We start from the raw sequence: 14,284 nt of genomic DNA on the forward strand, positions 1-14,284 counted from the left end.
TACGCATAGAAATTCTAAATTAAAACCTCTATTTATCAAACAAAAAAGCTTTAACAGCAATTGCAAAATCCGTTGGATTATTTGCTTGTACCCAATGCGAGGCATTTGCAATCTCTACCAAACTAGAATCAGGGAATTGTTGTTTGATTAAAAAATCGTCTTGTGGAAGAATATAGTTGGATTTCGAACCTTTAATAAACAAAGTCGGTCCATTGTAAACACCAAACTTAATCGCGTTAGATACAAATTCTGTATAGTTATCTGCCAAAGTTTGTAAGTTAAAACGCCAATCCAACTTTTTGTCATCTGTCCAATAAAGATTCTTCATCAAAAACTGAATAACAAAAGTCTCTGGGATATATTCTTTAAGAACATCTTCCACATCGTGACGCGATTCAACTTTAGAAAAATCAACAGTTTGTAAAGCTTTAATAATACCTTGATGATGTGGCGGATAAGCCTTTGGAGAGATGTCAACAACAATCAGTTTTTCTACTCTTTCGGGGAAATTAATCGCACATTGCATCACTGCTTTTCCACCAAGAGAATGCCCCAAAAGATACGCTTTATCAATATTGTGAGCATCCATATAATTGATAATATCGTTTGCAAGATCGTCATGCGTCATCGATGGCGAATGAAAACTTCTGCCATGATTCCTAAGATCCAACAAATGCGTCGGCATCATTTCTCCGAATTCTTTTCCGAAACTTCCCCAGTTATCAAGCATTCCGAAAAGTCCATGTAACACCAACAAAGGCGTCCCAGCCTTATCTTCTCCGTATATTTTTGAATGTAATATTTCCATTATTTCATTTTATATTTTTCCCAATATTTTTTAGGGAACAGTACTTTATTCGTATTTTCATCTACAACAAAAACCGCTGCATCATCATCGTTTTTCTCCACAGTGACATCAAAACTTCTCGGCGATAACTCAACTTCCAAAGGAGTGCTAAAAAGCTTTATCTTCTCAGTTTCTGATTTTAAAAAATAGACAACATTTTCTCCGTTCACCGTCTCTTTCAAAAGACTTGGATAATTAATCTTTTCCGCACTAGCTGACGAACCTATTCCCATTGATGGAGGCACAGCAAATGATGATGTAGAAAGTGTTTTTCCCAGTAATTTTTCCGCAGTAGCAAGTGCTTCATCCTCACTAAAACTTTCTCCAAAAGATTTTAATTTCTTTAATTTAGAATCATATATCGTCCATAAATTTGCTTTACTTGCGGTAATATCTCTCAATAGCAGATAATCAAAGGCTTTACGACTCCTGTCATCCAAATTTACACTTTCATCTCTCGCCAATCCATCGTCATTCGATTTGTTAAGATCATACAAGACAACAAATTTGTCACTAACAGCATTAAATATAGGCGTAAAGCTACCATCATCCTTCATAATGATAAACTTATCTTGAACTAAAGACTTTATAGGTTCAATGCTAGGCAGTGCTTTTACTTTAGAACCTTGACCTGTCGTTTTCTTTTCGGCAACAATTGGTTTGCTAATTTCGGTGCTAGGAGTATAAATTCCTATAAGGTAATTTCCATTATTCTGCAAGCTATAAAATTCATCTTTCAAAGGCATTTCTGAGCCATAATCAATACTTATGAGATAAGATTTATCTTTTTTCTTCGCAAGCAAGTAGGCTTTATTTTTTATGTAAATAAGATTAGTATAGATTGATGCATAGGTTTGTTTTTTTTTGGTATCCGCACTAAAAAACAAATAAACATCTTTGTCGTAATCTTTAAAAACAAAGGCCTTATTGTCCTTATAACTATTAGAATATTGAAAACTTGCAGGAACAATTTCCTCTCCTGACGAATCGACTAATCCTATTTTAGAATTAGTTCTAAATTCAAAATATTTGGTTTGCGCAAAAGTGGAAATTGCAAAAAGCAAACACAAAAATTGCAAATATTTTCTCATCATTTTTTATAATTTGTGATTTTTCTTAAAACTATATTAAACACTCCAAATAAACGATAAAGCACAAGCAATAACAATATCGCTTAATCTTCACTGTATACTTTAGAATGTCATATTTCCAGTATTGTCAATTCATATCAAATTTTTCCCAATATTTTTTAGGAAAATAAATCTTCCCATTGTCCAAGCCAACTGAGAATGCTGCATCATCTTTTTTATCCTTTGTCTCTATTTTAATTTTTGAAGATCCATAAACCTCAATCGTGTTAGAAGTTGAGAACAAAGCTAGTTTTTCAGTTTCGGATTTCACTTGATATAAGATATTTTTTCCGTCAGTAGCTTTCTCAACCACAAAGTGAGGATAAAAAATTTTCTTAGTCGATATACCAGAAGGCGGAACAATCCCAGAGCCCGAAAAAGGAGACACACTCAATTCTTTTTTTAAAAGTTCGGAAGCTAAACTCGAAATTTTATATTCGTCCAGTCCATCATAATTGATAGCACCAACTTTTTTGAATTTTGAATCATAAATCAAAATGTCTTTATTTTTTCGATAATCCCTCAAAGCCAAATAATCGAAGTTCTCGGAATTCTGTTCGGAAATATTGACAAGTTTAACTTCCTGCGCGTCTGTATTATTTTCCTTTACAACTTTTAGTTTATCCTCATACAATGGATAAAAATTAGTTGCATAAGCTTTGAAAATAGGAACGAACTTTCCATCATTTTTATAAACTATAAAATCTTCGGAATACTTATCCTCAGGAACTTTCTGAATTTGAGGCAAACCTGTTTTTTTATCAATAATTTTCGGTTCAGGTTTGGCAGGCAATTTTGTAGGTTCAACAATCGTCAAAAGATAATCGCCCACAGACTTTATCGAGTGATAATATTGTTTCAAAGGCATGACTTGGTCATTATCAATGTCAATCAAAAAAGTCTTTTTATCAGCTTTATCAGAGTATTTCAGATAAGCTTTGTCATTCATCCTTATAACTGTCCAACTTAGATTATTAAGAAGTAGACTCTTCTTAGTTTTCGCATTGTAGTAGGCATCAACATTGCTTCCGTCATTAAACAAAAAGACATTTCCTGATTGCTTTGTATCGACATTTTTATATTTCGGCTCTATCAGTTCGACGCCATTTTCGTCTGCTAAACCTTTTTTAGAATTTATTTGAAATTCCTTTACATTATCTTGTGAAAACGCCAAACTGCCAAACATCAAAAAAGTACTCGATAGGATATTTTTAAAATATTTTTTCATTATTGATTTGTGTTTATCCTACCACTTCGCCAGTCGCTTCAGATAAGCTTGGATGGTATTTTCTAGTCCCATGTACAAAGCTTCCGAAATTAAAGCGTGACCAATGGAGACCTCCAACAAGTTCGGAATATTGTCCGAAAAGTATTTTAAATTGTCTAAACTTAAATCATGTCCCCCGTTAATTCCTAAACCAAATTCTGTTGCTTTAACGGCAGTTTCGTAATAGTCTTTAATCGCTGCTTCTTTGTTATTTGGATATTCTTTAGCAAAAGCTTCTGTGTAAAGTTCGATTCGATCTGTTCCCGTTTTCGCAGCCCACTCCACCATTTCAGGATTTGGATCTAAGAAAATCGAAGTTCTGATTCCCGCATTTTTAAAAGTCGAAACAATTTCCATCAATTTATCCAAATGCGTTTTGCAGTCCCAGCCAGCATTTGATGTAATCGCATCTTCTGCATCAGGAACCAAAGTCACTTGCTCAGGTTTCACCTCCAAAACCATTTTAATAAAATCGGGATAAGGATTTCCTTCGATGTTAAATTCTGTTGTCACCAAAGGCTTTAGATCATACACATCTTTTCGCATGATATGTCTTTCGTCAGGACGTGGATGGATCGTAATCCCTTGCGCGCCAAACTTTTGTGCATCGATTGCAATTTGCGTTACACTTGGCACATCGCCACCTCTAGCATTTCTTAACGTTGCAATTTTATTAATATTGACACTTAATTTTGTTGTCATTTTCTTATTTGTTTTTGTTTAAATTTTATTCACTTGCATAATTTCCAAACCAAAATCCTGCGTCGCGACCAATAGATGGTCAAAAATATCAGATTGTACGCGTTCGTAATCAGCAAGATTGGAGTAGATTGTGAAACAATAAATTTCTAATGGGAGGCCTTGGGTCGTATTTTCGAGTTGTCGAACAAGGATAATTTCGTTCTGCTCAATATCTGGATTATGCTTAAGATAAGTCTCAACATATTTTCTGAAAACGCCGATATTGGTTAATTGTTGACGGTTAAGATCATATTCGGGATTATGATATTCGTTTTCTTCTTTTTCAATTTCCGAACGTTTTCTTCTAATATAGTCAGAAATCAAATTCACTTTTTCTAAACGATCGAGATCCTCCTCTTCTAAAAAATGAAAAGATTTAATATTAAAAATCATGGAACGTTTTATACGTCGAAGATTACCCTCGGTCATCACTTGAAAATTCCTAATCTCAGTGGTCATCAAATCATAAGTTGGCACCGTCGAAATCGTTTTATCAAAGTTCAGAATTTTGGTTGTCAAAAGACTTATCTCCATCACATTACCCTCCAAATTATATTTGGGAATACCAATCCAGTCACCAACTTTCAAACTTCGAGAAGTCGCAACATGGATACCAGTAACAACACCCAAAATAGTATCCCTAAATACCAAAACCAAAACTGCTGTAATCGCCCCAAGGCTTCCTAAAATAGTACTACTATTAACCTTGAAAACTATTTTCACCAATAAAAAAAACAAAATAAGGCCACCCAAAATCTTTAACATTTGGGACATCGCTTTAAAAGCAATAAGCTTGTAATTTTCTTTGATAATGATGTAATAAATCTCAACCGAACGATAAAGGCGCAAGCCAGCTCCACCAATAACCACTATTTGAATTACTTTGACAATATCATCCAAAACCGATTTAGTCGCAGGATGCATTCCTTTATAGAAAAGTGAATCGAGGGCAAAACTGCACAAACCTAATGCAATAACATGCGCAATAGAAATATTAAATTTTGACTCGAAGAGCGCTTCTACAAAAGGATATTTATCTTTTTTAAATAAAGATGTTTTCAGAATTTTTAAAAGAAAACGAATTCCCAAATCCACCAAAAGAAAAAAGGCTACTAAAACCAAAATCTTACTGGCAACCTGAAAAATCCACGCAACATTACCATTAAGAAATTGCGCAAAAAAGACATTAATGCTATCACTAATATCCATCAAAATGTCTCGGTAATCGCTTAGCTCGTCTTTCATACTTACAAAATTAACAATTTATTCTTCACCTACCCGAAATTCCGTATTTTTATCTCAAATTAAAATATGCAAGACGGATTAATAACATTGGTTAGCATCATACTCCTTATCATCGGGATTCTAGGAACTTTTCTTCCTGTATTGCCCGGTTTGGTTATCAGCTTGGCTGGATTTTTAATTTTTAAATTCGGAACAGATTCGCCGATGCCCATGTTATATGTTTGGATTTTTGCGATTTTAACTCTTGCTTCTGCTGTTCTCAATTACGTCATTCCTGCAAGAACCAATAAGAAATATGGCGGCACACGTTGGGGAAGCATTGGTTCTTTTGTTGGGACTATTGCTGGTATGTTTTTGATTCCCGTTCCGTTTGGTTTTTTAATCGGGATGCTTTTGGGTGTTTTAATTGGTGAACTTTTACACGATATTAATGATCGGAAAAAAGCTTTTAACTCAATGAAAGGTGCACTGATAGGCTTTCTTTATGGCACAGGCTTTAACTTTATGGTCGGAATGGCAATGTTTTTGGTAGTGCTTTATTATGCATTTTTTTAAATACATTTAAAACTTAAAAAAATAGCCTTAGAATTAAAATAAGCTCCTAGAACTTTTAAAATATTAAACTATGATACGTCCCATTTTTTTAACAACAATTTTATCTTTAGCGATATTAAGTTGCGATGCTCAAAAGAAAACTACCAAAACCAATACAACAACCTCGACTTCGACTTCGACATCAACCAGCTCTAGCAGCACAACAACCTCTGGTGTGAAAAAAGTAACTTTAAAAATGGGCGATTACCAACAAATTGCTGGCACTAATCTTAACATTAAATATAACGGAATTATCGAGGATAGCCGTTGTCCAGAGGGCATGACTTGCGTTTGGGCAGGCGTTGCTGTTGCAGAATTAGAAGTTATGTCAACAACTTCTCGTCCAAGAACCATCCAATTGGCAACCATGGATATGGAATCTCGCGGTCTTAAAAAATCAGAAAATGTGTATGGTTACAAAATCAGCTTACAAAATGTGTCGCCTTACCCATCCAATAGCGGAAAATCCGCGAACGCTGCAGATGCTGTAAGTTTAGAAATTAAAGAAGATAATTAATTTACCAATTGATGGCAGTTTCGTTTTTAGAAACTAAATAGTCATTGATTTTAGAAAAAACTTTACTTCCATAGAATCCACGATGTACCGAAAACGGTGATGGATGCGCAGATTGAAGAATAAAATGCTTAGCAGGATTGATAAGTCCTGCTTTTTTTTGTGCAAATGCGCCCCACAATACAAAGACAACATTTTCCTTTTCCTCAGAAACTTTTTGAATGATAAAATCGGTAAATTTTTCCCAACCCAAATCTTTATGAGAATTCGGTTCGTGGGCTTTAACCGTCAATGTTGCATTGAGCAGCAGAACTCCTTGTTTTCCCCAATCGTCCAACTCGGTTTTGGAACGGTCAATATTGAGATCATTTTTTAGTTCAGTAAAAATATTTTTAAGAGATGGTGGTGCTTTAACGCCCTCTGTCACCGAAAAACAAAGTCCATTTGCTTGATTATCGTTGTGATACGGATCTTGACCAATAATCACGACTTTAACCTCATCAAAAGGCGTTAACTCCAAAGCTCGAAAAATCTGCTCTTTTGGCGGAAAACATTTATTGGTAGCATATTCTTGTTTAACATTTTGCCACAAATTTTTAAAATACGCACTTTCTTTTATCGGTTCTAAAATCTCATTCCAAGTCATATCACAAAAGTAAATGGAATAATTTTCTTGAACAAGTGACTTTACGACTCAAGTTTGTATAATTTTTGATAATTTAGAACAAAAGAAAGAATATGCTTAAAGATTTTTCTAGTCTTGCGAAAGACATTAACATACCCATCGAAAATTTGAAAAGATTTGTTCAAGATTTTGATCTTAACATCAATTCTGTGATCAATGATAAAATGCAAGCAACACCAGAGTTTTCCAAGTTCGTAAAAGAACAAAAAGAATTCCTTGCAAAATACAGTGATGATCTTAACAAAGAAAAAAACGCCAAAGATATTGCAGAAGCCATTTCGAAACCTGAAGAAGAAGTAGACGACTTCATCAAAAAAGAACATAAAAACATCTTCGACAACGGCCCTTACAAAACCTCGGTGTCTAGTTTTAACATCGATCGAGAATTAGGTGGTAACTATCAATTTGTTTACGATTATTTTGGTAAAAAAACACCGCTTTTCCAAAAAGATTTTATCGGTTACAGCGATTTGTATTTCTACATTATCGACATGTTGGAACCTTTCACTGATGAGAATCAGCTTAACAATTGGGGAATCCATCGTGCCGCAGGAATCATACTTTATGGACCTCCAGGAAGTGGAAAAATATTTTGGGCAAAACGCATTGCAAAAATTATTGATTATAAATTTGAGGAGATTCGAAAATCTTATTTAAAAACAAATTTCTTCACACACGAAAAATCGGACTTTAATGATTTTTTGATTTCGATTATGAAGCAAGAAAAAATCCTATTGTTTTTGGATGATTTTGACTTGATTATGGAAGAAAAAGAAAGTCAAGACAGTTATGCTTGGGAATTAAAGGAAACCAAAAATATCATCTTCCATACTATTGACAAATTTGAGAAAGAGCAAATACTGATGATTGGAGCTGCAAAAAATATTTCCGACATCGATCCAGAGATTCTCGCGCCAGGACGTTTTGATGTGATGATTCCGATTTTTCCACCAAATCCACAGGAACGCGCCGAAATGATTCTTTATTATATGATGCAAAATCTAAGCGCAGACGCAACGCTTTTGGAAGTTTTAAAGTACAATAAAGCCGACCAATTGCCTTTCTGGAGAGAGACAGCGCAAAGGATGAAAGCTTTTTCTAACACGATGATGATTGACTTTACACAAAGTCTGAAAAAACGAATACGAAATCTTTATCTTAAAAAAGAAGTTACAAGCCTTAAGATCGACCAAGCAATTATCGACGCTGCGTTAAAAGAAGCTGCAGGCAAACTAACGCAAGAATACCTCGATAGTGTCCTATTGTTTTTGCAAGAAGTAAGCATCAATTCTGAGGAAGAATTCTATCCACGAATTTTGACTTTGCAGCAGGAACTTCAATTCTATATGAAAAAAGAAGAACCAATTAGAAGTATTGGTTTTAATAAAGAGGACAAGGATGAGAATTAGTTGTTCTAAAATTATTTTTTATACCTCTTAATGTCTAATTTTGCAAATTAATTAGCAAACATCCGTGATTAATAACGACCAGATAAAAGAAATCAATAATCGAATTCAGGATTTATACAAATATCTTCAAATCGAAAAAAAGAAAATCGAAATCAGTAACGATGACGAAAAAACAGCTGCGCCTGAATTTTGGAACAATCCAAAAGAAGCTGAAGCTTTTCTAAAACAACTTCGTTCCAAGAAAAAATGGGTTGAAGATTACGAGGCTATTTTCACCGAATTTGAAGATTTACAAGTTCTATTGGAGTTTGCAAAAGAAGATGCAGACAGCGAAAAAGACTTGGATGAAAACTTTCCAAAACTTGTCGAAAAAATCGAAAACCTTGAGTTCAAAAATATGCTTTCCAACGAAGGCGACGAGCTTTCGGCAGTTCTTCAGATAACAGCTGGCGCGGGCGGAACCGAGAGTTGCGACTGGGCAAGCATGCTAATGCGTATGTACATTATGTGGGCAGAAAAACAAGGTTACAAAGTAAAAGAGCTCAACTTCCAAGAAGGCGATGTTGCAGGTGTCAAAACGGTGACTTTGGAGATTGAAGGTGAATTTGCTTTTGGTTATTTAAAAGGTGAAAACGGTGTCCATCGCTTGGTGAGAATTTCGCCGTTCGACAGTAATGCGAAGCGCCATACGAGTTTTGCTTCGGTTTACGTTTATCCTTTGGTTGATGATACGATTGAGATTAACATTAATCCTGCCGATATTAGTTTCGAGACCATGCGTTCTTCGGGTGCTGGTGGGCAAAATGTTAACAAGGTCGAAACCGCTGTTAGACTTCGACATGCTCCAACTGGCATTATTATCGAAAACTCAGAATCACGTTCGCAACTTCAGAACAAAGAAAAAGCAATGCAACTCTTGAAGTCTCGACTTTATGAAATGGAGCTTGAAGAAAAAATGCGTGCGAGAAACGAAATCGAAGCCAACAAAATGAAAATTGAATGGGGAAGCCAGATCCGAAACTATGTTATGCATCCATACAAATTGGTGAAAGATGTACGCTCTGGTTTTGAAACTTCTGATGTTGATGGTGTGATGAACGGTAACATTACAGGTTTCCTAAAATCGTTCCTAATGGCAGAAGGGCAAGCTGACACTGACGAAAGTCAGTTTTAAAAGCGATAAATTTTAACTAAAATTAACGCCCTTTATCATAGATAAAATTAATCAATTAAGTATATTTGCGACACAAAATTTAATATGGAACACTTCGAAAGTTGGAAAGATTTATTAAACCCTGAGTTTTATATCAAAATGGGTGGGTTTTGGTTGATATTATTTATCATTTTCGCTGAAACTGGATTATTCGTTGGATTCTTTCTACCAGGCGATTCATTGCTTTTTGTATCAGGAATTTATGCTGTAGAAATCATTAAAGAAACTTTTGGAGGAAGTGGCAACGATTTGCTAGACACCACAATTCTTGCAGGTTGTATTTCATTAGCAGCAATTATCGGTAACGAAATTGGATATTATTTTGGTGTTAAAACAGGACCATCTTTATATAAGCGTCCTGACACAATGCTTTTCAAAAAGAAATACCTTTACCAAGCGCACGACTTTTTCGAAACACACGGTAGCTTAGCCGTTATTATGGCAAGATTTTTACCAGTGGTAAGAACTTTCACACCAATTGTTGCTGGTATTGTGAAAATGGATAAAAAACGTTTTTTAATCGATAACATTATTGGTGCGGTGCTTTGGTCATTCAGTTTGGTATTTGCTGGACATTATTTAGATAAAGTTTTCAAAGACCAATTCGGGATCGATCTTAAATCTCACCTAGAGTGGATCATCATTATCATCGTCCTTGTAACAACACTTCCAGTATTAATTAAATTTGTGTTTGGTACTAAAAAAGAAGAACCAAAAGGTCCTCAAGAATAAAAATTTCATAAATTATATTAAAAAAGAATCTCAATGAGGTTCTTTTTTTTGTTTGCGGCATATATTTTTCTATATTCGACAAAGAAAATAAAATAACACAATATGCAAACACTCGTATCGCAAGCTACCGACTTAGAAAAGGCGGAGTTTTACAAAAAAACCTATGGCCACGTTGCTTTAGCAATTTTGGCATTTATCGTTGTCGAAACAATCCTTATCAACATTGTTCCAGAACAATACATTATATCGATGGTTTCACAAAAATTTGTATGGCTATTTATCATTGGTGCATTCTGGTTAGCTTCTACCCTAGCTAGCAAATGGACTTTTGCACAAAGCCGCTCTACACAATACATGGGGCTTGGTTTTTATGTATTGTTAGAAGCCATAATCTTCCTACCGATAATGTATATCGCAGTTAATATTACAGGATTGGACGTGGTATATCAAGCAGCAGTTCTGACCGCAGCTTTATTCGTTGGATTAAGTGCTTATGCTTTCTTTAGTAAAACAGATTTCTCGTTTTTAAGATCAATCATTGTAATTGGTGGATTTGTAGCATTAGGACTTATTGTTGCAGGCGCAATCTTCGGTTTCAATCTAGGACTTTGGTTTTCGGTTGGGATGGTATTAATTGCAGCTGCAAGTATCCTTTACCAAACTAGCAAACTAAAAGATGCCTATGCAACAGATCAATATGTTGGTGCATCGTTACAATTATTCTCTTCAATCATGTTATTATTCTGGTACATCCTTAGAATCTTGATGAGTAGAAGAAGTTAATCAAATCAATATAGCAAAAAAGAAAGGCTCAGATTTTAAAATCTGAGCCTTTTTGGATTTAACATCGTTGGGAAAATCATGACCTCTTGTCCAAAAACCTTTTCGATACGTTCGGTGATATTTGGAAGTTCGCTTAACAAAAAACCTTGTCGCAAATCCTCATCAGCAAAAACTAAAAGGAGATTGGTATTTCGTCCCTCTCTTAGCATTTCGGTATCTACTTCGGATAAGATATATTTGTCCACATCCATAAGATTTTCGACCATCGCAAATAGTTCATTCTCACAATATTGACCCCATTCTGCCAACCTATTCTCGGTTGTGTGAAAAGTGATACTTAAAATACTCATTTATTTGATTTTAATTAGATAATTAGTTGAATTCGATAGGCAATATTAGGCAAAATTTTCGTATTTTAGCAGATGCATTTGCTAATGGAAAATTTTAGCAAAAATACAATTAAAATCAAATTTTAAGAAATAGAAAAAAGGGAATTTTCCCGATTAATTTTAAAGAATATAGATGAGATCAGAAGGAGAAAAGTTAATTCCTATCAACATTGTTGATGAAATGAAAACATCTTACATCGACTACTCGATGTCGGTTATTGTTTCCAGAGCTTTACCAGACGTAAGAGATGGTCTAAAGCCAGTACACAGAAGAGTGCTTTATGGGATGTATGGTTTGGGTGTTTTTTCTAATAGAAAATATTTAAAATCTGCCAGAATTGTTGGGGACGTTTTGGGTAAATATCACCCACATGGTGACAGATCGGTTTACGATGCAATGGTACGTATGGCTCAACCTTGGAGTCTTCGCTACGAGCAAGTAGATGGTCAAGGTAACTTCGGCTCTATGGACGGTGACCCTCCAGCAGCAATGCGTTACACCGAAGCAAGACTTAAAAAAATCTCTGATGAGATCCTTGCTGACCTTGACAAAGAGACAGTAGATTTCCAAAATAACTTCGATGACAGTTTAACTGAGCCGACAGTTTTACCAACAAAAATCCCTAACCTGTTGGTTAATGGTGCGTCTGGTATCGCAGTAGGTATGGCAACCAATATGGCGCCGCACAACTTGTCAGAAAGTATTGATGCGATTTGCGCATATATCGACAATCGTGAGATTACGATTGATGAATTAATGAAGCATATTATCGCGCCTGACTTCCCTACTGGTGGTATCATCTACGGTTACGATGGTGTTAGAGATGCTTTCCACACAGGACGTGGACGTATTATTTTGAGAGCAAAAGTTGGCTTCGAGGAAATCGGAAACCGTAACGCCATTATCGTTACAGAAATTCCTTATCAAGTTAACAAAGCGGAAATGATCGCTAGAACAGCCGAGTTGGTTAAAGATGATAAAATCCCTGGTATTTTTGAAATCCGTGACGAGTCTGACAGAAATGGTCTTCGTGTCGTTTATGAATTGAAAAACGACGCAATCCCGAATGTAGTTCTTAACTTATTGTATAAATATACAGCACTACAAACTTCTTTCAGCGTTAACAATATTGCCTTGGTTAAAGGTCGCCCAGAGCAACTTAACCTTAAGAGCATTATCCATCATTTCGTAGATCACCGTCATGTTGTTATCGTTAGACGTACGGAATACGAATTGAAAAAAGCGCGAGAAAGAGCGCACATCTTGGAAGGTTTCATGAAGGTTATCGGAACACAAGATTCTTTAGATAAAGCGATTTCAATTATCCGTCATAGTGCGAATCCTGCCGAGGCGAAAGAAGGATTGATCGAAGCTTTCGAACTTTCAGAAATCCAAGCTCAAGCAATTCTAGACCTAAGACTTGCTCGTCTTACAGGAATGGAATTGGATAAAATCCGTGATGAGTACGAACAAATCATGGCTTTAATTAATGACTTGGAAGATATTTTAGCAAATGAACCAAGAAGATTTCAAATTATTAAAGATGAACTTCTTGAAGTTAAGGAAAAATATGGCGACGAAAGACGTTCAGAAATCGATTATTCTGGTGGAGAAATGTCAATCGAAGACCTTATCCCAGACGAAAAAGTTGTTTTAACAATTTCGCACGCTGGTTATATTAAAAGAACACTTCTTTCAGAATACAAAGTTCAGTCAAGAGGTGGCGTAGGAAATCGTGGTGCTACAACACGTGACGAAGATTTCTTAGAATACATCGTTACTGCAACCAACCACGAGTATTTACTATTCTTTACCGAAAAAGGAAAATGTTTCTGGTTAAGAGTATTTGAAGTTCCGGAAGGTTCTAAAACGGCGAAAGGTAGAGCGGTTCAAAACCTTATCAACATCGAACCAGATGATAAGATTAAAGCTTACATCCGCACCAAAGATCTTAAAAACGAAGACTACACGAGTCAAATGAATGTCGTGATGATTACGAAAAACGGAACCATCAAAAAAACGTCATTGGCTGCCTATTCTAGACCAAGAACTAATGGTGTTAACGCGATTGAAATTCGTGAAGACGATATGCTTTTAGGCGCAAAATTAACGAACGGAAGTTCTGAAATCATGATCGCTTCTAAAGGTGGTAAATGTATTCGTTTCCCAGAAGAAAAAGTACGTGCCGTTGGTAGAACATCAATTGGTGTACGTGGTATCGACCTTGGAGAAGGTGACGAAGTAATCGGAATGATCGTTGTTAATGACTTGGAAAATGATACCGTATTAGTGGTTTCAGAAAAAGGTTACGGAAAACGTACTGCTGTTGAAGATTATCGTATCACAAACCGTGGTGGTAAAGGTGTTATTACACTTAACATTACAGAAAAAACTGGTGATCTAATCGCAATCCAATCAGTTACTGACGAAGATGGATTGATGATTATCAACCGTTCTGGTGTTGCCATTAGAATGAACACTGCCGAACTTCGTGTAATGGGTAGAAACACACAAGGTGTTAAACTTATCAACCTTAAAGGTAACGACGAGATTGCTGCGATTGCAAAAGTAGAAATGGATAAAGATGTTGAAGAAGAATCTGAAAATTCTGAAAACGGAGAAACCGCAACTAACGAAGATGGTACAACAATTGTAAATGAAACAACTTCGGAAGAAAATCCAACACCGGAAACTACTGAAGAAAACGAAGACAATAACAACGACGAATAAATTT

At 35.5% G+C, this 14,284-nt stretch carries 14 protein-coding genes; 7 read left to right on the plus strand and 7 right to left on the minus strand.

Going from position 1 to position 14,284, the window contains the following annotated elements:
• Positions 1–28: 28 nt before the first annotated feature.
• The 5 genes from Q1V95_RS15180 to Q1V95_RS15200 all read right to left on the minus strand — a co-directional run bounded on the left by Q1V95_RS15180 (position 29) and on the right by Q1V95_RS15200 (position 5,230).
• Complete coding sequence (locus Q1V95_RS15180; RefSeq protein WP_300675560.1) at positions 29–808, minus strand: alpha/beta fold hydrolase; 780 nt, start codon at positions 806–808, stop codon at positions 29–31.
• Entirely contained in the window at positions 808–1,941 is a 1,134-nt protein-coding gene (locus Q1V95_RS15185) for a hypothetical protein (protein ID WP_300675561.1), read from the minus strand. The genes Q1V95_RS15180 and Q1V95_RS15185 overlap by 1 nt, the downstream gene beginning before the upstream one ends.
• A 124-nt stretch (positions 1,942–2,065) precedes the next feature.
• Positions 2,066–3,205 (minus strand): hypothetical protein, encoded by a 1,140-nt coding sequence (locus tag Q1V95_RS15190; protein ID WP_300675562.1) that lies wholly within the window; start codon positions 3,203–3,205, stop codon positions 2,066–2,068.
• Positions 3,206–3,223: 18 nt separating this feature from the next.
• The gene (locus Q1V95_RS15195) at positions 3,224–3,946 is read right to left on the minus strand and encodes a pyridoxine 5'-phosphate synthase (RefSeq protein ID WP_300675563.1); all 723 of its coding nucleotides are present in this window, start codon (positions 3,944–3,946) and stop codon (positions 3,224–3,226) included.
• 18 nt (positions 3,947–3,964) lie between these two features.
• On the minus strand, positions 3,965–5,230 hold the full coding sequence (locus Q1V95_RS15200; RefSeq protein WP_300675564.1) for a mechanosensitive ion channel domain-containing protein: 1,266 nt from the start codon (positions 5,228–5,230) through the stop codon (positions 3,965–3,967).
• A 66-nt stretch (positions 5,231–5,296) separates the two neighbouring features.
• On the opposite strand from Q1V95_RS15200, the gene Q1V95_RS15205 reads away from it, so the two are divergent.
• Positions 5,297–5,785, plus strand: a complete 489-nt coding sequence (locus tag Q1V95_RS15205; RefSeq protein ID WP_300675565.1) for a DUF456 domain-containing protein — start codon at positions 5,297–5,299, stop codon at positions 5,783–5,785.
• A 70-nt stretch (positions 5,786–5,855) separates the two neighbouring features.
• Entirely contained in the window at positions 5,856–6,341 is a 486-nt protein-coding gene (locus Q1V95_RS15210; protein ID WP_300675566.1) for a hypothetical protein, read from the plus strand.
• 1 nt (position 6,342) lies between these two features.
• Here the strand turns inward: Q1V95_RS15210 and Q1V95_RS15215 are convergent, their stop codons facing one another.
• The gene (locus tag Q1V95_RS15215) at positions 6,343–6,984 is read right to left on the minus strand and encodes a uracil-DNA glycosylase (protein WP_300675567.1); all 642 of its coding nucleotides are present in this window, start codon (positions 6,982–6,984) and stop codon (positions 6,343–6,345) included.
• 92 nt (positions 6,985–7,076) lie between these two features.
• Between Q1V95_RS15215 and Q1V95_RS15220 the strand changes: the two genes are divergently transcribed.
• From Q1V95_RS15220 to Q1V95_RS15235, 4 genes are all read left to right on the plus strand, one after another.
• Positions 7,077–8,432 (plus strand): ATP-binding protein, encoded by a 1,356-nt coding sequence (locus tag Q1V95_RS15220; RefSeq protein WP_300675568.1) that lies wholly within the window; start codon positions 7,077–7,079, stop codon positions 8,430–8,432.
• 64 nt (positions 8,433–8,496) lie between these two features.
• The gene (gene prfB / locus Q1V95_RS15225) at positions 8,497–9,606 is read left to right on the plus strand and encodes a peptide chain release factor 2 (RefSeq protein ID WP_300675569.1); all 1,110 of its coding nucleotides are present in this window, start codon (positions 8,497–8,499) and stop codon (positions 9,604–9,606) included.
• 84 nt (positions 9,607–9,690) lie between these two features.
• Positions 9,691–10,377: a VTT domain-containing protein gene (locus tag Q1V95_RS15230; RefSeq protein ID WP_300675570.1), complete on the plus strand. Its 687-nt coding sequence runs from the start codon at positions 9,691–9,693 to the stop codon at positions 10,375–10,377.
• A 102-nt stretch (positions 10,378–10,479) separates the two neighbouring features.
• Positions 10,480–11,160, plus strand: a complete 681-nt coding sequence (locus Q1V95_RS15235; RefSeq protein WP_300675571.1) for a Bax inhibitor-1 family protein — start codon at positions 10,480–10,482, stop codon at positions 11,158–11,160.
• A gap of 35 nt (positions 11,161–11,195) precedes the next feature.
• On the opposite strand, the gene Q1V95_RS15240 is transcribed toward Q1V95_RS15235, so the two are convergent.
• Positions 11,196–11,510, minus strand: coding sequence for a DUF4286 family protein (locus Q1V95_RS15240; protein WP_300675572.1), 315 nt, complete (start codon positions 11,508–11,510; stop codon positions 11,196–11,198).
• A gap of 172 nt (positions 11,511–11,682) precedes the next feature.
• Here Q1V95_RS15240 and gyrA point away from each other — a divergent pair, with 172 nt between their 5' ends.
• Positions 11,683–14,280 carry a DNA gyrase subunit A gene (gene gyrA, locus Q1V95_RS15245; RefSeq protein WP_300675573.1) on the plus strand — a complete coding sequence of 866 codons (2,598 nt, stop codon included), beginning with the start codon at positions 11,683–11,685 and terminating at the stop codon, positions 14,278–14,280.
• Positions 14,281–14,284: the final 4 nt, after the last annotated feature.

The organism is Soonwooa sp., assembly GCF_030151385.1.
Taxonomy (GTDB): domain Bacteria; phylum Bacteroidota; class Bacteroidia; order Flavobacteriales; family Weeksellaceae; genus Soonwooa.

What these genes read in the sequence shown, in the direction of transcription:
- Q1V95_RS15220 (WP_300675568.1), top strand. Translation starts at nt 7,077, where the DNA reads ATGCTTAAAGATTTTTCTAGTCTTGCGAAAGACATTAACATACCCATC.
- Q1V95_RS15235 (WP_300675571.1), top strand. Translation starts at nt 10,480, where the DNA reads ATGCAAACACTCGTATCGCAAGCTACCGACTTAGAAAAGGCGGAGTTT.
- Q1V95_RS15215 (WP_300675567.1), bottom strand. Translation starts at nt 6,984, where the DNA reads ATGACTTGGAATGAGATTTTAGAACCGATAAAAGAAAGTGCGTATTTT.
- Q1V95_RS15180 (WP_300675560.1), bottom strand. Translation starts at nt 808, where the DNA reads ATGGAAATATTACATTCAAAAATATACGGAGAAGATAAGGCTGGGACG.
- Q1V95_RS15230 (WP_300675570.1), top strand. Translation starts at nt 9,691, where the DNA reads ATGGAACACTTCGAAAGTTGGAAAGATTTATTAAACCCTGAGTTTTAT.
- Q1V95_RS15210 (WP_300675566.1), top strand. Translation starts at nt 5,856, where the DNA reads ATGATACGTCCCATTTTTTTAACAACAATTTTATCTTTAGCGATATTA.
- gyrA (WP_300675573.1), top strand. Translation starts at nt 11,683, where the DNA reads ATGAGATCAGAAGGAGAAAAGTTAATTCCTATCAACATTGTTGATGAA.
- Q1V95_RS15200 (WP_300675564.1), bottom strand. Translation starts at nt 5,230, where the DNA reads ATGAAAGACGAGCTAAGCGATTACCGAGACATTTTGATGGATATTAGT.
- Q1V95_RS15185 (WP_300675561.1), bottom strand. Translation starts at nt 1,941, where the DNA reads ATGATGAGAAAATATTTGCAATTTTTGTGTTTGCTTTTTGCAATTTCC.
- Q1V95_RS15190 (WP_300675562.1), bottom strand. Translation starts at nt 3,205, where the DNA reads ATGAAAAAATATTTTAAAAATATCCTATCGAGTACTTTTTTGATGTTT.
- Q1V95_RS15205 (WP_300675565.1), top strand. Translation starts at nt 5,297, where the DNA reads ATGCAAGACGGATTAATAACATTGGTTAGCATCATACTCCTTATCATC.
- Q1V95_RS15240 (WP_300675572.1), bottom strand. Translation starts at nt 11,510, where the DNA reads ATGAGTATTTTAAGTATCACTTTTCACACAACCGAGAATAGGTTGGCA.
- Q1V95_RS15195 (WP_300675563.1), bottom strand. Translation starts at nt 3,946, where the DNA reads ATGACAACAAAATTAAGTGTCAATATTAATAAAATTGCAACGTTAAGA.